Source organism: Nostoc sp. JL33 (assembly GCF_017114985.1).
Taxonomy (GTDB): Bacteria; Cyanobacteriota; Cyanobacteriia; order Cyanobacteriales; family Nostocaceae; genus Nostoc.
In genome coordinates this window covers 1-18,287 of record NZ_JABXKP010000092.1, presented here as the reverse complement: position 1 = coordinate 18,287, position 18,287 = coordinate 1, and the positions used below count along the sequence as shown (strand labels likewise).

The 18,287-nt window shown below is 41.5% G+C and carries 21 protein-coding genes; 10 read left to right on the top strand and 11 right to left on the bottom strand.

Translation table 11 applies throughout. The features are described 5' to 3' along the window. The first annotated feature begins 386 nt into the window (after positions 1–386). Positions 387–863 (top strand): hypothetical protein, encoded by a 477-nt coding sequence (locus HWQ23_RS27860; protein WP_292835927.1) that lies wholly within the window; start codon positions 387–389, stop codon positions 861–863. Positions 864–991: 128 nt separating this feature from the next. Here HWQ23_RS27860 and HWQ23_RS27855 read toward each other — a convergent pair whose 3' ends face one another. Both HWQ23_RS27855 and HWQ23_RS27850 read right to left on the bottom strand, forming a co-directional pair. Then, entirely contained in the window at positions 992–1,441 is a 450-nt protein-coding gene (locus HWQ23_RS27855) for a YlqD family protein (RefSeq protein WP_292835924.1), read from the bottom strand. A gap of 41 nt (positions 1,442–1,482) precedes the next feature. Beyond that, positions 1,483–3,459, bottom strand: coding sequence for an AMP-dependent synthetase/ligase (locus HWQ23_RS27850; RefSeq protein ID WP_292835921.1), 1,977 nt, complete (start codon positions 3,457–3,459; stop codon positions 1,483–1,485). A gap of 229 nt (positions 3,460–3,688) precedes the next feature. On the opposite strand from HWQ23_RS27850, the gene HWQ23_RS27845 reads away from it, so the two are divergent. Continuing rightward, positions 3,689–3,934: a hypothetical protein gene (locus tag HWQ23_RS27845; protein WP_292835918.1), complete on the top strand. Its 246-nt coding sequence runs from the start codon at positions 3,689–3,691 to the stop codon at positions 3,932–3,934. A 453-nt stretch (positions 3,935–4,387) separates the two neighbouring features. Here the strand turns inward: HWQ23_RS27845 and HWQ23_RS27840 are convergent, their stop codons facing one another. Further along, a complete protein-coding gene (locus HWQ23_RS27840) occupies positions 4,388–4,810 on the bottom strand; it encodes a CVNH domain-containing protein (protein WP_292835915.1) in 423 nt (140 codons plus the stop codon). A gap of 514 nt (positions 4,811–5,324) precedes the next feature. Here HWQ23_RS27840 and HWQ23_RS27835 point away from each other — a divergent pair. Next, the gene (locus tag HWQ23_RS27835) at positions 5,325–5,489 is read left to right on the top strand and encodes a hypothetical protein (protein ID WP_292835912.1); all 165 of its coding nucleotides are present in this window, start codon (positions 5,325–5,327) and stop codon (positions 5,487–5,489) included. 99 nt (positions 5,490–5,588) lie between these two features. On the opposite strand, the gene HWQ23_RS27830 is transcribed toward HWQ23_RS27835, so the two are convergent. Then, positions 5,589–6,782: an MFS transporter gene (locus HWQ23_RS27830; protein ID WP_292835909.1), complete on the bottom strand. Its 1,194-nt coding sequence runs from the start codon at positions 6,780–6,782 to the stop codon at positions 5,589–5,591. A gap of 12 nt (positions 6,783–6,794) precedes the next feature. Continuing rightward, positions 6,795–7,367 (bottom strand): Uma2 family endonuclease, encoded by a 573-nt coding sequence (locus tag HWQ23_RS27825; RefSeq protein WP_292835907.1) that lies wholly within the window; start codon positions 7,365–7,367, stop codon positions 6,795–6,797. Between the two features lie 162 nt (positions 7,368–7,529). Between HWQ23_RS27825 and HWQ23_RS27820 the strand changes: the two genes are divergently transcribed. Then, a complete protein-coding gene (locus HWQ23_RS27820) occupies positions 7,530–8,054 on the top strand; it encodes a pentapeptide repeat-containing protein (protein ID WP_292835905.1) in 525 nt (174 codons plus the stop codon). A 228-nt stretch (positions 8,055–8,282) separates the two neighbouring features. On the opposite strand, the gene recQ is transcribed toward HWQ23_RS27820, so the two are convergent. From recQ to HWQ23_RS27805, 3 genes are all read right to left on the bottom strand, one after another. Beyond that, positions 8,283–10,442 carry a DNA helicase RecQ gene (gene recQ, locus HWQ23_RS27815; protein WP_292835903.1) on the bottom strand — a complete coding sequence of 720 codons (2,160 nt, stop codon included), beginning with the start codon at positions 10,440–10,442 and terminating at the stop codon, positions 8,283–8,285. A gap of 240 nt (positions 10,443–10,682) precedes the next feature. After that, entirely contained in the window at positions 10,683–10,967 is a 285-nt protein-coding gene (locus tag HWQ23_RS27810) for a type II toxin-antitoxin system RelE/ParE family toxin (RefSeq protein ID WP_292836093.1), read from the bottom strand. Continuing rightward, entirely contained in the window at positions 10,960–11,205 is a 246-nt protein-coding gene (locus HWQ23_RS27805) for a hypothetical protein (RefSeq protein ID WP_292835900.1), read from the bottom strand. The genes HWQ23_RS27810 and HWQ23_RS27805 overlap by 8 nt, the downstream gene beginning before the upstream one ends. Before the next feature lie 255 nt (positions 11,206–11,460). Here HWQ23_RS27805 and HWQ23_RS27800 point away from each other — a divergent pair, with 255 nt between their 5' ends. The 4 genes from HWQ23_RS27800 (at position 11,461) to HWQ23_RS27785 (ending at position 12,622) form a co-directional block, all read left to right on the top strand. Continuing rightward, complete coding sequence (locus tag HWQ23_RS27800; RefSeq protein ID WP_292835897.1) at positions 11,461–11,760, top strand: type II toxin-antitoxin system HigB family toxin; 300 nt, start codon at positions 11,461–11,463, stop codon at positions 11,758–11,760. After that, positions 11,744–12,157 (top strand): helix-turn-helix domain-containing protein, encoded by a 414-nt coding sequence (locus HWQ23_RS27795; protein WP_292835895.1) that lies wholly within the window; start codon positions 11,744–11,746, stop codon positions 12,155–12,157. Before HWQ23_RS27800 ends, HWQ23_RS27795 begins: the two co-directional genes overlap by 17 nt. A 124-nt stretch (positions 12,158–12,281) precedes the next feature. After that, the gene (locus tag HWQ23_RS27790; protein WP_292835892.1) at positions 12,282–12,521 is read left to right on the top strand and encodes a type II toxin-antitoxin system HicB family antitoxin; all 240 of its coding nucleotides are present in this window, start codon (positions 12,282–12,284) and stop codon (positions 12,519–12,521) included. Further along, entirely contained in the window at positions 12,518–12,622 is a 105-nt protein-coding gene (locus HWQ23_RS27785; RefSeq protein ID WP_292835889.1) for a type II toxin-antitoxin system HicA family toxin, read from the top strand. The genes HWQ23_RS27790 and HWQ23_RS27785 overlap by 4 nt, the downstream gene beginning before the upstream one ends. 215 nt (positions 12,623–12,837) lie before the next feature. On the opposite strand, the gene HWQ23_RS27780 is transcribed toward HWQ23_RS27785, so the two are convergent. Continuing rightward, positions 12,838–13,500 (bottom strand): class I SAM-dependent methyltransferase, encoded by a 663-nt coding sequence (locus tag HWQ23_RS27780; RefSeq protein ID WP_292835886.1) that lies wholly within the window; start codon positions 13,498–13,500, stop codon positions 12,838–12,840. A gap of 304 nt (positions 13,501–13,804) precedes the next feature. Beyond that, positions 13,805–14,026, bottom strand: a complete 222-nt coding sequence (locus tag HWQ23_RS27775) for a hypothetical protein (RefSeq protein WP_292835883.1) — start codon at positions 14,024–14,026, stop codon at positions 13,805–13,807. Positions 14,027–14,579: 553 nt separating this feature from the next. Between HWQ23_RS27775 and HWQ23_RS27770 the strand changes: the two genes are divergently transcribed. Both HWQ23_RS27770 and HWQ23_RS27765 read left to right on the top strand, forming a co-directional pair. Continuing rightward, positions 14,580–16,571, top strand: a complete 1,992-nt coding sequence (locus tag HWQ23_RS27770; RefSeq protein WP_292835880.1) for an alpha-amylase family glycosyl hydrolase — start codon at positions 14,580–14,582, stop codon at positions 16,569–16,571. A 321-nt stretch (positions 16,572–16,892) separates the two neighbouring features. Then, on the top strand, positions 16,893–17,831 hold the full coding sequence (locus tag HWQ23_RS27765) for a phosphoribulokinase (protein WP_292835877.1): 939 nt from the start codon (positions 16,893–16,895) through the stop codon (positions 17,829–17,831). Between the two features lie 27 nt (positions 17,832–17,858). Here the strand turns inward: HWQ23_RS27765 and HWQ23_RS27760 are convergent, their stop codons facing one another. Further along, positions 17,859–18,074, bottom strand: coding sequence for a hypothetical protein (locus tag HWQ23_RS27760; protein ID WP_292835874.1), 216 nt, complete (start codon positions 18,072–18,074; stop codon positions 17,859–17,861). Positions 18,075–18,287: the final 213 nt, after the last annotated feature.

Genomic DNA, 18,287 nt, shown 5'->3' with positions numbered 1-18,287 from the left:
TGGGAGAGTTTTGGACTGTTTATATTTTAGGTTGGGCATTGGGCATTGGGCATTGGGCATTGAAATTTTCCCATCTCCCTGATCTCCCCCAATTCCTAACTCCTAACTCCTAACTCCTAACTCCCAACTCTTGGAACCTAAATATAACTTAGAAGTCTATAATACAGAGCTATCCCCAATGGTTAGCCAATATCTCGTTCTCGTTTTAGTCGTTGACTTGCAAAAACCACCATGAGTTTCTCACAGATTAAATGGGATTGCTATTTATATTCCTCATAACCACTGCTTAAAATACAGGAGCTTCTCACAGGTAGAGGATATGGCACGCAGTTCAATCTAGAATTCAAAATTGGTAATAAACCTATTTGAAATTCCTGTTTACTTTTATGTCGGCCAAGTTGAAATTCTTTTTGATTGTGATACTAAGTATTTTTACCACTGCTGGCGCTGGAGTTTATATTATCCAGTCCCAGCCATCTGTACCGATTGTTGAGACTACTGATGGGCAAACCCAGCAAGTGGCAGCAATACATCAGTCTCAAGAGGTTGTGGCATACCCAGAGCGTTCCGATTATAAAACTATACCCCTAGAAAAGATCAACTCATCTCTCCAAGGTAGTGATCCTGCTACGCTTGCCCTGAATGCCTTTGACGACATAGGATCAGTGGGAGGAACGCGAAAGGTAGAGGTAGCTTATCCGCAACGAAATCAGTCCTTTGTGACGATTACGCAAATCAAGGGGGATGGTGATTCAGTTGGTATTAAATATCGAGTTGAGATGACCACCTTTGGGCGATCGCTTTTTATAAGCTCTCCTCCGGTGTGGCAAATTGTTTGGGCTGGAGTGAGCAGTGAGCAGTGAGAAATTAGGAGTTAGGAGAGACGCGATTAATCGCGTCTGTACAGGAGTTTGGAGTAGAGACGCGATTAATCGCGTCTGTACAGGAGTTAGTTAGGAATTTAAACTCATAACTCATAACTCCTAACTATTTAAATGTCGCCGCGAATTTCTTCGACAACGCCATCGCGCAGAAGGATTTCAACCTGCATTTTGCTAATTAGGTTATCACCGATTTCTACTCGGAAAAAGCCTTCCATTTGGAATTGGTTAACTTCCTGATCCTGCTGGAGAACCTGTACTTGCTCAAGGTTTTGCAGCAATTGATTTTTCTGCTCTAAGAATTCACTTTTCTTTTGATTGACTTGGAGTTGGATATTGTCAATTTGTTGGAGGGTCTGGGGGCCAGGTGGTTGCAGACTCTGCTTTTGAATTGCTGCGATCGCTCTTTGTCCTTCAACTTCCAGCTGTTGCAATTGCTGATTTAGTTGATTGATCTGCGTTTGCAGCTGCTGTTGTACTTCCTCTTTCCAAAGGGGAGTCACAATTACTTTGACGTTAACGACGCGTTTCAGGAGCAAGTTAGATTTGGAGATATCCATAAATATTTCACGTTCACTCTTGTAGTTAGCAGGTGGAATCATCAGGCAAACATGCCGTCAATAATATCGCGATAGCGTTCGGTGACGACGTGTCGCCGAACTTTCAGTGTTTGTGTCATCAAGCCGTTTTCGATGGAAAACTGTTCCAGAATGAGTTTGAACGTCCCGATGCGGTCATCCGGTCGAAAGCCTGGACGATTTTGCACTTCCCGATTCAATTCTTGCCGAAATAAATCCTGGATCATTCTACTCTCCAAGTCAATTTTTTGACTAGGTGAGGAAATCACCTGATCATTGGGCGTATCCAGTGTCAGATTCTGTCTTGCTGCCCATTTTTCTATGGCTTCGAGATTGGGGACAATTAAGGCTCCCAGACTGCGCTGATCTTGGCCGACGAGCATAATTTGATCGATGTATGGCGATCGCAAACAAGCATCTTCAATTGGCTGCGGCTCGATGTTTTCCCCGTTAGTCAATACAATCGTATCCTTCGCCCTGCCAGTCAGCACCAAGTCGTCTTGCGGTGTCAGCCAACCCAAATCGCCGCTATCAAACCAACCTTCAGCATCAATTGCTTTCGCTGTCGCTTCCGGATTTTGGTAATAGCCTTGCATAATCTGCGGCCCCCTCAACAATACTAAGCCTCGGTTCTCTATTGGTAGAGGCGCTTTTGTCTCAGGATCTACAATTTTAGCTTCTGTAGCCGGAAGTGGTTGCCCTGATGCACCAATCAAATTTCGCCAAGGACGGCGCACATGGGTAACAGGAGAAGTTTCTGTCAAGCCATAACCTTGCAAAATCTGCACACCAATAATTTCAAAGAAGTTATCTATGTGTCTGGGAAGCGCACCGCCGCCGCTAATCATCTGCTTAACTTGCCCTCCTGTGGCTTCTCGCACCTTGGCATAAACCAGTCGTTCTCCCAAGGCATGGAGGGGTAATAAAGCTGATGCTTGGATCTTAGCTGCTAATCGTTCAATGGCTGAAGCATGAAGATTATTTAAACTCAATCCTTGAGCAACTCGCCGCGCTTTGATATATTTCTCGCTATTGCCCAATAAAAAGTTAATTAGGCGTTGCTTATTCGCTGGTTGTTCGCGGAACTGCTTTTGCACTCCTTCATAAATCGATTCCCACAGCCGGGGTACACCCACCATGTAGTTGGGTTTAAATTGTCTCAAATCTGCTTTCACGCAGCGCAAGTTAGTATAAACTTGCGTGCAACCTTGAGATAGTAGGTAATATTCAACAGTTCGTTCGTAACTGTGCCAGGAAGGTAGGATACTGAGAACGATATCGCCAGGGGTTGGTTGCACTACTGTCCTGAAAGTGAGTACTTGGTGCATCAAGTTGTTATAAGACAGCATCACACCCTTGGGTTTACCTGTAGTGCCAGAGGTGTAAATTAGGGTTGCCAGAGCGTCACGATTTTGCTTGACTGCCACCAAATTATCATTTTTCCCAATTTCGAGCAACTGGGCAAAGTTCAGCACCTTTAGGGTTTCGTCTGTTGGTGGTGCTTCATCTGAAAGTAATATTACCACCTGAATTGGTAAATCTTTGAGGCGATCTTGCAGTTTTTTAAGTGTTTTTAAATCCTCAACTACTATTGCCGTACTGCCACTATTAGCGATGATAAACAGCAGTTCTTCTTTTTCCGCTTGGGAGCTACGCACCACATCAACTGCTCCAGCAGTCATTATGCCTTGATCGGCAATAAACCAGCGAGGACTGTTGTCAGCAATTAGGGAAATGCGATCGCCAACTTTTACTCCCAACCCCTGCAACCCAGTAGCAAATAGTTGCATTTGCTCTGCTAGCTGGGTATAAGTAATTGCTACTTCTGGTTTAACATGAGGGTTACGGAGGGCGACAACATCACCAAATCGTTGAGCTGCCAAAGGCCAAATTTCTGGCAGCGATTCCACATTTGTGTAATCTACCAACTGCTTTAATGCCTCGCGTTCTCGCTCACTGATGTTAGATAAAAAAGAAGACGCGGTTTGGGTTTTTGACATAACACCTTACCTAAATATTGTAAACTGATCGTTTTCCAGTTTATTTTGTTATTACGCTACAATAACCGTCCTTATTATCCACATTCTCTTCTGTATATGAGAATTCCAGGAATTCCACGTTTATATTTACAAAAATTTATGTTAAAGTGAATTAAGATAGACTGCAAGCAATGATTGGGTTTGCAGCTAAGAACAGCAATCGCCTACGTTTCACAGGAGATGATTACCTATGAATGTGATAGACCCTATACTGTTAACGCTGCTCAATATTACTGCTTGCATGGCGTTGCCTAAGCTTTTATCTCTTCTTCTGGCCCAGAAAACCAAACTTACAGAAGCGTTGCCAAATGGTTCCAAATTCCAAGCAGCTAAAATTCAACTTACCAGTTTTCCTTTTTGTACAGCTTACCAATTGACAGGTAGCCAATACTGTAAATTCAGTCCTGATTTTTGTGCCAAGTGTTCTCCAAATTGATGGACAAGTTACCAGTAAATTATTTTAAAATTTAGGTGAGGTAGATAAACTACCTCACCTAAATTTTGGCAACACAACCGACTTTAACGCAGGCAGGGTAAGAGGCTGTTTGAAAAGTGTTTCACTGTGACTTTAGGTACTTATTGATCCCCCCTAACCCCCCGATAAATTGGGGGGAACCGGAATCAAAGTCCCCCAATTTATCGTGGAGCCAGTGCGATCTTCTCCCAAAGGGAGAGGCTAGCGCCTTTCCTTCTCTGCCAGAGGCTACGCCAACGGAACGCTCCGCGAACGCGGAGCGTCTCGTAGAGAAGGGGGTTTCCACGCCACTTGCTTTAAGCCTCTTAACCCGTCCAACGCAGTGGCTCCCCATGAGCAACTGGCGTGGATTTAGGAGGATCAAAAACTTTTGATACCGACAAGATGACTTTTAAAACATCCTCTAATGTCTACCTATGAATAGCGTAAAACTCCATTATTATTGTATATTCCCTTAATCAGAATTGATGTTGAGTTGTATGTGCCATTAATTCTGCGACAACTTGCCGTTAAAGTAGCTCCAGCAACACTAATGTTCCGACAAGAGTTTTGATAACTACTAGCGGATCTGGGATTACCACTATAAAGCAAAATTCCATTACCATTGAATATTCCCCGAATCAGGATTGATGTTGAGTTATATGTGCCATTAATTTTGCGGCAACTTGCCGTTAAGGTAGCTCCAGTAACACGAATATTCCGACAGGAAGCTGGATAACTACTAGGATCGGTGGGTGCTGCAAAAGCAGCATTAATAGGAATTGTAGCTATGATTGCACCACAAGCCGCAAGAGTCATTAAACGTGGTGAACGACTTAGCTTTGCGAAATAAGACATGAGTATTTTCCTTTGAAAAATTAAGTTTTATTGCCCTTATTTTACATAAAAAAGGACAACATAAATACTACCAGTTCCTGTCTTCAATAGGTAATTATAAAAATTTATAACTATATCATTGCCAGTACAACGTTCGCGTAGCGTCTCGTAGAGAAGCAATCACAAAGACTTTGACGGGTTTACATTTTGTTACAGGGTGAGCTTACAGGTTTGCTGATGCTTGAAGTAAGATATCCTAGCGATCTTTTATATCTCTGAAGAGACAAAAATAAGATGATGACTTTGAATCTTTTTCAAAGCCTTGCTTTATCAGCAAAATCTAATTCATCGGCTAACTCTTTTAATATTTGGCTTCTGCCTTGCAGTACTAGTCACCTTGAAATTGTAAGAATATATTTAGTTAGCTTATATCTAATAAAGCAAATTCAAAATATTGGTTTAAAGCAATTGTACTAATTTTGCTGCAAACTAAAAATATAGTAAACACCAATTTTGAAATCTGGAGAATCGCAATATGAGTTTAATGGATGGTATATTACTGACGCTGCTAAATACTGTTGCTTGCCTAGCGCTGCCTAAATTGCTAGCAATTATGTCCGCAAAACGCCAAAATACTACAATATCAGCATCTGCTGCAACCTCAGAAGTTTCCAACTCTGAAATCCCCAGCTTTTCTTAATATAAGCTGACTATCTACAGATATCGCCTTGATGAGGAGAAAATTTAGTTATTGGTGCAAGGCGATGTCTCAAGGTAATATTCAAAAATCAGAGTTTGATTATTTATTATTTGTTCTTGCTGTAGTTGTTTTCGGTCTAACAATAATAAAAAATGCGAGCAAAGTAAAAGCTAACATTTGCCAAGTCACCAAATTCCAGCCACCAAAATGCCAGCATAATAGACCAATGCTAGTACCTATAGAACCGCCGATAAAATAGGTAGTCATGTAAACTGTGTTGATGCGACTATTCGATTGAGCATCAAGAGTGTATATTGTTGCAACATTAGTAACTTGGGTTGCCTGTACACCTATATCTAGTAACAATACAGCAACTGCGATCGCTATCGCAGAATTAGAAGCAATTTTAGCAATTACTAAACTTGCAATCACCATTGATACAGCAAAAGTCAAGGAACGTTGCGAGTTACCTTGATCGGCTAGTTTACCAAAAACTGGTGCCATCAATGCACCTGCGATCGCCACAAAGCCATACATCCCAATTGTGTCAGATTGAAAATTAAAAGGCGCTCCGCTTAAATGGAAAGTCAATGTTGTCCAAAATGAGCAAAATACACCAAACAATAACCCGCCAATTAAAGAAGTTTCTCTTAATAACGAAAAGCGTTTTAATTGGTGAAGTGTTGAGCTTAATAATTCCAAATAATAACCATTAAATTCATTTTCCACACTAGGCAAATATATATTTAGTAAAACAATAACAATTAAAATCATTACTGCCGAAAATCCATATACATAACGCCAACTCAACCATTCAGCAATATATCCACTAAAAACCCTTGCTCCTAAAACTCCAATTAATATACCAGTAAAAATATTACCTACGGTTTGGCCTGTAGTTACTCTATCTATACTTGCTGCTAAAGGAAGAATAATCTGAGCGGAGACTGTCGCAATCCCAATTGCTACGCTCAATATCCAAACTTCGATGATGTTTTGTGAAAACGTCATGAATATCAGCAAACAGAACAAACATATCAGTAAGGAAAGAATTAATTTTCTCTTATTGATTTTATCGCCCAAGGGGATTAAAAAGAAAAGCCCAAAACCGTAACCAACTTGTGTAAGCACAGATATGCTACCCGCTTCGCCTTCACTGATTCGAAAAGATGATGCAATATCTTTGAGGATTGGCTGATTATAATAGACGTTAGCAACACAGACACCAGATGCGATCGCCATAATCAGTACCTGGACTTTAGTTAATGTATTACTTGAGATTTGTTTTTCCATTAAACCTAAAATTTATACAGGAAAAAACTGGTTTACAGTACAGCTAAAACCAGGCAATAGGGGAGAAATTATATTATCACTACTAAATAGGGTTTCTACCAACTTAAGTTGACTTTGTTCGCGCCGATAGACCTCTAGTTTACGCGATCGCCAATCAGCAATCCAATATTCTTTTACTCCTCTGGAAGAATAAAGTTTAAGTTTAGCTTCCTTATCCCGTCTTTCATCTGACTTGTCCAGAGACAAGACTTCTACTATTAAATCTGGTGCGCCAGTTAAATGTCCCTCTTCATCCAACATTAGGGCCAAGGTTTCTTTAGTAGCCCAAACTACATCAGGAATCACATTATCTGATTCTGAAAACAAAACGCCGGGGTTGATTACAGCTTCTCCTAAACCAGTAGATTCTGACCAAATGTTAAGATGTTGGAAAATTCTGCCACAAGTTTGCTGATGTTTAAAGTGAGGTGCCCTAGTCACAAATAATTCTCCATCAACTATCTCGTAGCGCGTCCCTTCATTTTCTGCGAAGAGTTCCACATCGTGAATTGTCCAGCGTATTCCTGCTGTTAGCATCTGACTCATCGGCTAACTCCTTATAATCTTGCTCTTGTATTTTAATCATAAAAGGATGTTTTAAAATTCAGAAACTATACTATAAAGGGCTATTTTTTTCTAGACGGAAACCGCCCAGAAAGGCTTAGACATCGATATATTTGAGATTAGAAAAAACTTGGAGGTTAAATCATGCCTTGGGAAATAACTGCTGAGGAGTTGTTGGCTCGGTATGCTGATGGAGAGCGCGATTTTCGAGGGATTGAGTTGATCCAATCCGAGGGTGTTCCCCTCGACAGTTCGATTGACCTTGAAGGGGCTATTTTGAGAGATATCAACTTGCGTGGAGCCTATTTGAGACAAGCCGATTTGTGTCGAGCCGATTTGACTGGAGCCGATTTGTTTGGTGTTTCCTTGGAAGGCGCTTGGTTGAAACGTGCTATTGTCAGGGATGCTAATTTGTATTCCGCCAACTTGAGTTGGTGTGATTTGACTGAAGCTGATTTGGGAGGAACCAATTTGGCTCAGATGAATGCTAGTAGTGCTGTCTTCTGTGGAGCAAACATCAGTAGTTTTGAGTTCGCTATTCTGATTAAAACTAACTTCAGAGATGCTTACATTGCTCCAAACATTATTTGGAGTTATGGGAATTTTGTTTACCAGACTACTATGCCCGATGGCACTATCAAAGGCGGCCCATTTTTCGGAGAGTTTTAGTTCATCTCCAATTACAGCCATGAGGGGTGCATTCGCAACAAAATAAGAGGATATTTGTAAAGTTTCAATTAATACTAGCCCTGGCGATTAGAAATCGCGGCTATACAGACAAAACCCACCTCCGTGGGTTTGAAGCCCTTGATTTTCTCTTAGTCCACGGAGGTGGACTTTGCTTGTGTAGCCGCGAATTCTATTCGCCCTTTGAAAACACCTTCTAAAATTTAATTATCACTTACGATTTTCGCGCCGCCACTTACCCCGTACTAAGCGAATTTCATCAAAAGTGTAGCTTTCACCGAGTTGTTCTCGAATTGGCGTTAAAGAAATATCACCAAGCACTTCTAAAACTTGCCAAATTTTTTGTTGATGTTCAATAGGTACTAACTGATTTATGTCTACAGGCTGATTTTTCTCAATTAAATCTGCCAAATGGCGAATAATTGTTGTGGGGCGAATGTTACGTTTTTTAGCAATTTCAACAACACTCAAACCTTGTTTATGTAGTTGTAATGTGAATATTTCTGTGTCAGAAGGTAAGCCAACAGAGGGTGTAAAATTAACTTGTGGCGGATCTACCAAACCTTTTTCTTGGCGGTAGGCGCGAATTTCTGCGAGGAACTTATCGCCATATTGGGAAAGTTTGTGACTACCTACGCCCGAAAGTTTACCAAATTCAGTTAGTGTTGTAGGTTGTACTTGTGCCATCAATTTCAGGGTAGAATCCTGAAAGACAACGTAAGGTGGAACAGACTGTTCATCAGCAAGTTGTTTACGCAGCGATCGCAACCTCTGCATTAATATCTCTGCTTCAACAGCCTTCTCACTCCCTTCTTCCCAAGTAACCTTCTGTGCTACGGGAACAACAAGGGAAACTGTACGCTGTCGCCGCATCACTTCCCAACTGAGGGGGTTAAGTTTCAAAACTGAGTAACCATCGCTAGTCTGTTCTAGCAACCCTTGATGTAAAAGCGATCGCCCCAACATTCGCCATTCATCTAAACTCTTATCTTTGCCAATACCGTAGGTAGAAAGTTTATCATGTTCGTACTGGATAATTTTGTCTTTTTTTGCCCCCCGCAACACATCAATAATGTGCAGCATCCCAAATCTTTCTTTACAACGCGCCACACAAGATAAGAACTTCATGGCTTCAATTGTCCAGTCTTGCATTGGTTTGGGATAACGGCAATTATCGCAGTTACCGCAATTACCTGGAAAACGTTCGCCAAAATAACCTAACTGAATTGTCCGCCGACAAACAGTACCTTCAGCATAGTCAATTACCTGACGTAGTTGTTGTTTAGCAATCAACTGTTCTTGGGGGTCAGTTTTTTGGTTAATACTCCATTCAATGGTTTTAATATCACCAAAGCTGAAAAAAAGTGTACAACGTGAGGGTTCGCTATCCCTTCCCGCCCTACCTGATTCTTGATAATAACTTTCCAAATTCCGCGGTAAATCAAAGTGAATTACTAACCGTACATCTGGTTTATTAATTCCCATACCAAAGGCAATTGTTGCCACCATAACGCGCACATCATCTCGAATAAATCGAGTTTGATTGCTGCTGCGTTCTTCATCACTTAATCCGGCATGATAAGACAAGGCGGCAATTTTATCATTTTGCAATTTAAAGGTGAGTTCATCAACTTTTTTTCGCGTCAAGCAATAAATAATTGCTGAACCTTCATTTTCTCGAATAAGTTCTAATAATTCAGCATACGCAGACTTGGTTTTAGAACGAACTTCGTAGTAAAGATTTTGGCGGTTAAAGCTAGCAATGTGGATACTGGGTTGCTTTAGCCCTAGTTGTTGGATAATATCAGCACGGACGCGATCGGTTGCTGTGGCGGTGAGGGCGAGGGTAGGAACATCAGGATAGCGTTTCCGCAGAGATTTCATCTGACGGTATTCTGGGCGAAAGTCGTGTCCCCACTCAGAGACGCAGTGTGCTTCATCAATAGCAAAAGCCGCAATCCCAATTTTTTCCTTGACTAAATCGAGAAACGGGAGAAATCTTTCACTCAACAGACGTTCTGGGGCGACGTAAAGTAATCTCACTTTACCACTGAGAATGGCTTCTTCCCGCGATCGCACCTTATAGGGATTCAGACTACTATTCAGAAATGTGGCAGCAATGTTATTATTTCGCAATCCTTCCACTTGGTCTTGCATCAAAGCGATTAATGGCGACACCACCACCGTTAAACCTTTTTTGATCAATGCAGGTAATTGAAAGCACAGAGATTTTCCCCCACCCGTAGGCATCACAACCAATAAATCTCGATTTTGCAGCGCATCTTCGATAATTTGCCGTTGTCCGGGACGGAATCTGTCGTAACCGAAGTGATATTTCAGCGCTTGTTCGAGATTGGGGTACTGAAGCATAGCGATCGCTTTTTCGGGGGCTGTTTGCGTGAGTAGTTATTGAAGATATCAGGATTTTAACTCACATCATCCGTAGCTTTGGGAAGGACTGCGTTTCTGTTGTGCGTCACCGAATAGCCCGCCGCAGGCATCGCACGCTCATCAACCTACAATACATGAGCGTCACCGAATAGCCCGTCGTAGACATCGCTTTTCTTTTTAGACAGTCGCTAAAAAATCGGCAATCTTACTTGTATTGAGCTAATAAACATCGTCATGAGTACCAATGTCTAGCAAAAGAACAACTTCTTCCTCACTATCGTCATCGGTTTTCAGTGAGAAAACAATGCGACAATCAAATCCACAAGAGCATGAAAACAGCCCTGATAGCTTTCCCTCTAGCTTGTGAGTGCCCAAGTTAGCTGCAAATATATCATTCTCCATAGCAGCAATAGTTTCTTCTATTCTGGACTGCAAGTCAGCATTACGACGAGCAAATTTTCGGAAACTTCTTTTAAATTTGCTCGTGATAACCAACTTATACATCGGCTGCACTTGGGTTATTGAGATATTCCCGTAATTCTTGAATTGCTTCACTAGCAGTCTGGACTTTGAGCCTACCTGCTTGGAATTCAGCAATGGAAGCTGCTGCATCTGAGGCAATTTCATCTCGCCGACTTTCAATAATTCGGTTTTTGAGAATTTGTACCAGTATTTCTTGTTGCTCTAAAGTAAGCTCCATTGCGGCATCTAAAACTTTATCTAGGTTACTCAATTGCTTCATCCTCTTAATTATTTGCGTTGATAACAGACTCGTAAGATATAAACTTATAAGTCTTACCCTCATTGCTTTTTTAGCTTCGTCAAACTCATGTTAACTTATCGCACTAACTCAATTATCATACATGAGCGTCACCGATAGCCCGTCGTAGACATCGCTTTTCTTTTGAAATAGTTGCGAGAAAATTAGTGATCACACTATTGCCCTGGCGTTCGTCTCAATCAATGCTAAAATTAACACAAATTTATAACTTTAGGGATGCATGTAATCAGTAAAGTGAAATTGCGGAAATTCTGGGTTCAACACGCTGATTCTGAAGATGCTCTCAATGACTGGTACAAGTTTGCATCGACTGCGAACTGGTCTAATTTAGTAGATGTTCAGAAAAGATATCCAAAGGCAGAAGCCGTTGGTAAATTTACAGTGTTTAACATCAAAGGTAATAACTATCGTTTGATAGTAGACATTAGATATTCCAGCCAGACAATTTTTATTAAATACGTTCTTACACATCCTGAATACGATAAAGAAAGGTGGAAAGATGACCCCTATTTCTAGTCAACAAACCTACACTGACTTACTAATTCAGTATCAGCCTAAGCCAATTAAAACAGAACAGGAGTATAACAAAGCCTTAACAGCAGTAGAGGGGATGATGTCTGGCGAGTTGACAGAGGCAGAAACTGCACTTTTTGAGTTGTTGGTTCTTCTCATTGAGAATTACGAAGAACGTCATTATTCGATGGGTGAATCAAAACCTGTGGCTACTTTAGAATCCCTCATGCATGAGTTTGATGTGGAGCCAACTTCTTTAGTGGGAGTTTTTGGCACTGTTGAGATTGTTAGAGAAGTGCTTAATGGTCAACGTAAAGTTAGCCAATCTCAAGCTGAGTCCCTAGCTAAGTTTTTTAATGACCATTATTCTGGGCTTTCTGTAACGGCTCTTGATTTTTAAATTTTTAAGACTGTCGCTACAATATCAGGCGATCGCACTGCTTTAACCAACATAATTTAAAAGCCTTTATCATGGAATCATGCTGAAGTAAAAGTAGGTAGATAGCAAACAACTTGAAAACATTATGGACAACAACAATAAACAAATTTACAATTACACAGTTCTTCTGGAAAAAGAATCAGATGGAGGTTATCACGCTTTTTCTCCAATCCTAAAAGGTTGTCATTCTCAAGGAGATTCTTTTGAAGAGACCATCGAGAATATTACAGAAGCTATTGAATTATATGTTGAAAGTTTAAGGGCTGATAATCAGTCAATTCCTAGAGAAGATTTAATTGTTAAGTCATTAAGCATCTTGGTATGAGTAATTTTCCCTGTGTCAAAGCTAAAGAATTTATCAAAGTCATCGAAAATTTAGGTTTTTATCTTGACCGTCAAAAGGGGAGTCATGCTATTTACCGATAGTCATGGACAAAGGGTTGTTGTTGCTATTCATGCTGGAAAAGACCTTAAATAAGGGACTCTAATGGGCATGATTCAGGATATTGGTATTAACAAGGAAACTTTCTTTGAGTTATTGGAAAAATAAATTAGGTGTAATATCAATACATTTTTTGTAAAAGCGACACTACGGCCGCTTCTGCGTTCGTAAAAAATGGATAAATAGGGATTCAAAGACATTACTTCTTCAGTGCCAGAGTCAAGCCATCTGCGATCGCAATTAAACTCAGACTAACTCGCTGGTCTTGATGCAGCTTTTGATTAAAGGCACGAATTCTTTTAGTTCTATTATCTTGCACTTCGGGGTCGGCAACCTTCCCTGACCAGAGAACATTATCGATCGCAATCAGTCCCCCCGATCGCACTAATTGCAGCGATCGCTCATAATAGCCATCATAGTTGCTCTTATCTGCATCGATGAAGGCAAAATCAAAAGTTTCCGCTTCTCCTGTTGCCAGTAGTTGATCCAAAGTCTCCAAAGCAGGGGCAATGTGCAGTTGAATTTTATCCGCCACTCCTGCTTGCTGCCAATAGCGCCGAGCGATCATGGTAAATTCCTCACTAATATCACAGGCTACCAGCTTACCGTCCCTCGGCAACACCAACGCCACCACCAGGGAACTATAACCTGTAAATACCCCAATTTCCAAAGTTTTTTTAGCTCCCAACAACTGTACCAGTAACGCTAAAAATTGCCCCTGTTCGGGAGCAATCTGCATTCTCCCGATTGGATGCTGGGCTGTTTCCTGTCTCAGTTGGGTCAAAATTTCCGGTTCTCGGAGAGAGATTGACAGTAAATAGTCATAGAGGTTTTGTTCGAGTCCTAGTGTTTGAGTTGTCATAATATGCGTTCCTATTTTGCCTAAACCCTATACACTAATTCTCTCCACTCCCTTGGGCAAGTCCCACGGGAGAAATACGTCAACGTCTGTAAATCTCTCAAAAGCAACATATAGATATATTCATGAACCTATCTAACCAGATTTGCTGGAGTAAACAAGATTTATTGATAGTTAGCGATCGCCAACTCAACACTACACTTAGTACTTACAGCACTTTTCATGTATTTAAACCACATTAACGCTACCTGTGTCCGTCTGCCCTACATACTGTCCATGGACAGGTATTGATTATTGGCGATTTACTTTAGAATCTTGACCCGCAAAGAGACTGAAGTTGAACTTCCGGCAAGTTCCGATTCTTTTCCCGACAAACTAACACATCAGTTAACCGTCCTTCAGCATAGAACCGATGAGCTATCCAACCCAAGGGAAGACCAGCCAATAGTCCAACAATTAACCCAATTATCAAGCTAGAAACAAGATTCTTTCTAGTGATAGTATTCTGCCGCTCTACTCTTGCTGACATAATTCCCCTCCAAATGAATAAAATGCCTTTATTACAATTATCGCGTCTCCCTAAATTTTTTAATATACTCCACTAACTCTCTGGTACTGGAGTTTAGACTAAAAGCGATATGAGAGAACGCAAACCAAATGGAATTAGAGGTTAAAAATATTATCTTGTCAGCCTCAAAGCATCCGCGACCTTGAACAATTATTGTGTAGTATGCTTGCCGATAAAATAATACAATAATGATAATCAGCAAGAAAAAAGGGGTGTCTGATTGAATACAGTCCCCTTTTTGGTAGAAGGTGAGAAAAGAACTACCATTACTAAACCCATATATTCTAGGGGCACAGCAATGCTGTGCCCCTACGAGAAATCTATATGTATCAGGGTTTGTGTGAAATGGTATGACTCCTGAATTCTGTTTGATAAAGCTAAATTTACCAGCAAAATATTCAATCCACTGCCTAATATTGACAGTTTAAATAAATTCAACCTATCGTCTGGAATAACACTTGGCTGTTGTGTAACAACTTCATCGCTGAACTTTGATCACCCAGAGGTTTTTCTAATGTCTATCGATCTATTTAGGCGCAAAAAAACTCATTTTGTTTTGTGGCGTCCCGGTGCTTCAGAACTAGCTCCCACTCTCTACATTGGCAACACTGCTCCCGAAAGCCCAGACAGATTAGCTCAATTCAGAGAAATTCCGCTTCGTCAATCAACAGAATTTCCAGAATTGTGGGAAGTTTCGGCTCAAGAATCTCGTCTAACTGAAGGACAGGTCTACTTTTACTGGTTTAAAGTCCGCAACTCAGACCCTTACGACTCTGCCAATGCTAACCAAATTCTTTACTGCACAGATCCAACAGCGACGACTGTGGATCGACGCTTACTTGCACCAACGCCGTTAGAATCGGGAGGCGTTACTAGCTTCGATCCGGCAAGCGTCGTGCTTTATCAAAATGGGACGCTGATTCCCTGTGATCCCGAAGGGCAAACTGTAAATTGGGAAGGCGATGCTCCTTTAGAGACGCTACCAACCAATAATCAACTGGTGATTTACGAATTACCAACCCGATGGACAAAGATTAACTCAAATGGATTGATTGAAGAAGGAACGGGTACATTTCGTGACGTACTGGCACTGTTAATACCAGAAGCGATCGCTCCGACTTTTCCCATACTCAGCGCCTTAAATGACCGCGCTCATCTTGTGGAACTGGGAATCAACGCCTTAGAACTTCTGCCACCTGAAGACAGTGATGATAATCTCAATTGGGGCTATGGTACAGCAAATTATTTTGCAGCAGATTTTGACTTAGGACGCCCAGATAGCCAGTCAGCACCTACTGCTTCGACTGATTTAGCTAATCTGATCAAAGTCTGCCATCAGCAAGGCTTGCGCTTTTTTGTGGATCTGGTGATGGCATTCTCGCGGAATAATCCTTACCATAACGTTAATTTTTTGGAATTTTACATCAAATGGGCCAGTGGCGATCCAGAACAAGGATCAAGAGATGGCTTTGGTGGGGATTTATTTAAGTACAACTATTGGGTAGAGGGCTATAACCCGATTACTGGGCAAAAGTCATGGCTTGTCCCAGCCCGTGAATATTTAAAAGCCCATATTGCTCACTGGTTGGAATACTATCGGGTTGATGGTCTGCGGTTGGATAGTGTCAACAATATTGCCAACTATGACTTTTTGCAGGAATTCAAGGATTTTGCCCGCAGCCTTTGGGACAAAAGAGGCGGAACTGCGTCTGGCTTCCTCGTAGTTGGCGAAGAGTTGAGTGTACCCCTATCTCTCATCCAACAAAATCGTCTGGATGGACTTTGGAATGAAAAGTTTAAGCAAATTATCCGACAGGTGATTTTAGGTAAAAATGCCTGGGACGAACCCAGCTTTGAATGGAGTATCCGCAAACTAATTGATTGCCGAAACTTAGGTTTTACAGATGGTTCTCAGGCGGTAAACTATATCACTTCTCATGATGTTGGCGGTTATGGTAACGAGCGTTTTTTCACCTACCTTGCTAGTAATGGAATTGATCATACTGAACCGCGTATTAAGTTAGCATTTGTCTCCCTGCTTACCTCTGTAGGAATTCCGATGATCCTTGCCGGAGATGAATTTGCCGATCAGCAGGATTTGCCACCAACAGATGATCATAAGCAGATTGACCCTGTTAACTACAGCCGTGTGAAAGATGATTGGCGGCAACGCATTTTCCAATACGTTGCCAGGTTGGTTCGTTTGCGTAAAACTTCTGATGCTTTAGCTGTGAATGATACTCAATTTATTCATGTTGACTTTAATGATGGTAAACGAGTTCTAGTCTGGCAGCGTGGTAATAAAGCCGATCAATTAGTAATTGTAGTAGCGAATTTCTCTGACTACGGCACTCCTGTTGGTTCTGAGTACAGAGTCCCAAATTGGCCTGCAACCCCAGTTGGCAAGCAGTGGAAGGAAATTACTCAAGAGCGGATAGTTCCATCTGAATGGGTAGGCAGAGAAGGTATCTTCCCTTGGGAAGCAAAAGTGTACGCTCTAGTTTAATCTTGATGGCGCTGAGTGAAAGATAATGTTAGGTCAAATTTGGTACTTCAACCTGAGCTATTTCTATCGCCAGGGTAAAATACCACAAAATTAGGATGCTTATTCTGAAACTCAGCAGCTATATCGATGATTATGCGTACAGACGACTATAAAAGCGATGTGGTTTGTAATTGTTATGCAATAAACCAGCACACAGACATTATATATGTAGAGATATTGCATACCAAGCCTTTGCTTGAGTTACTTGCCTAAACCCTTCTAGAATAAAAACTATTGTAGGGAAATTTTATTACTAAACTTGCTTTTATTCTGGGAGGTATCATGAGCCGTCCAATAATTCTTGGTATTGTAGGCGACAGCGCTGCTGGGAAAACAACACTAACGCGAGGAATCGCTCAGGTACTCGGCCCAGAAAATGTTACGCTCATTTGCACAGATGATTATCACCGTTACGATCGCCAACAACGTGCAGATATTGGCATCACTGCCCTGCACCCGGACTGCAACCACTTAGATATTATGCAGCAACATCTGTCGCTGCTACGCACAGGACAGCCAATTCTCAAACCAGTTTACAGCCATAAAACCGGCACATTCGAGCCACCACAATATATCAAGCCGAATAAATTCGTAATTATTGAGGGATTACTCGGTTATTCTACTCGTGCCGCCCGTGACTGTTACGATGTTAAAGTTTACCTTGCACCCCCGGAAACACTACGCACTAAGTGGAAAGTCAGGCGAGACACGCAAAAGCGCGGCTACACTGCTGAACAGGTGCTAGCCGAATTAGAAAAGCGTGAACCAGATTCAGCACAATTTATTCGTCCGCAACGACAATGGTCTGATATAGTCATTAGTTTCTATCCACCCACTGAGGAAGCTGATGAAACCAATGGACATTTAAATGTGCGTTTGGTACTACGTCCGACAATTCCCCATCCAGATTTTACCCAGATTATCAGCCCTGGCTATGGTAATTCCTCTTCAGCGATCCGCCTGGGGCTAGACAGGGATATGAGTAAGCCCGTGGATGTCTTAGAAGTTGATGGCCATGCAACCTTAGAACAGGTGAATAAGCTAGAGCATATTATTTGTTCTGATATGCCCCATTTACGAAGTATTTGCGATCGCGAAAGTAATCCAGAACTGGGCAAAATTGCTGGTACAACTGGAGAAACACTGCAAAGTTACCCCTTGGCTTTGACTCAGTTAATAATTACCTACCATATGTTGAAAGCAACGCAAATGTACCAATAACTGGGATAGGGAGTGGGGAGTAGGGAGTTAGGAAAATTTAGCTTTTCCCTCAGCGATTTCTTGTTTAGCACGCTGTGCAGCAGCTATAAGCTTTTGTTGCGTTCTCTGGAAAGATTCGTTCCACTGAGTTTCATCTTGTAAGTCATTAATGTATTCTCGAAGATGCTCTGCAACTCTATCCTGTACCTCAACAGATAAAGACTCCATCATCTTCACTACAGTAGCGATCGCTGCGGATGACATGGTGTGCTGCTCTCATATAAAATTCTTTTATTAAAGCTAGCACTAATTGCAGCTTAGTTGAACTTTGGCGTGAGAATTAGGCGATGCCTAGTGCGGTAAACTACGCACTTTGCTAACGGCTAAATGGGTGAATAATGTTAGGACTTACGCATTGACAAGAAATACCAAATATGAATCAAGGTTAAAAACCATATCTTTCGTAAGGGCACAGCA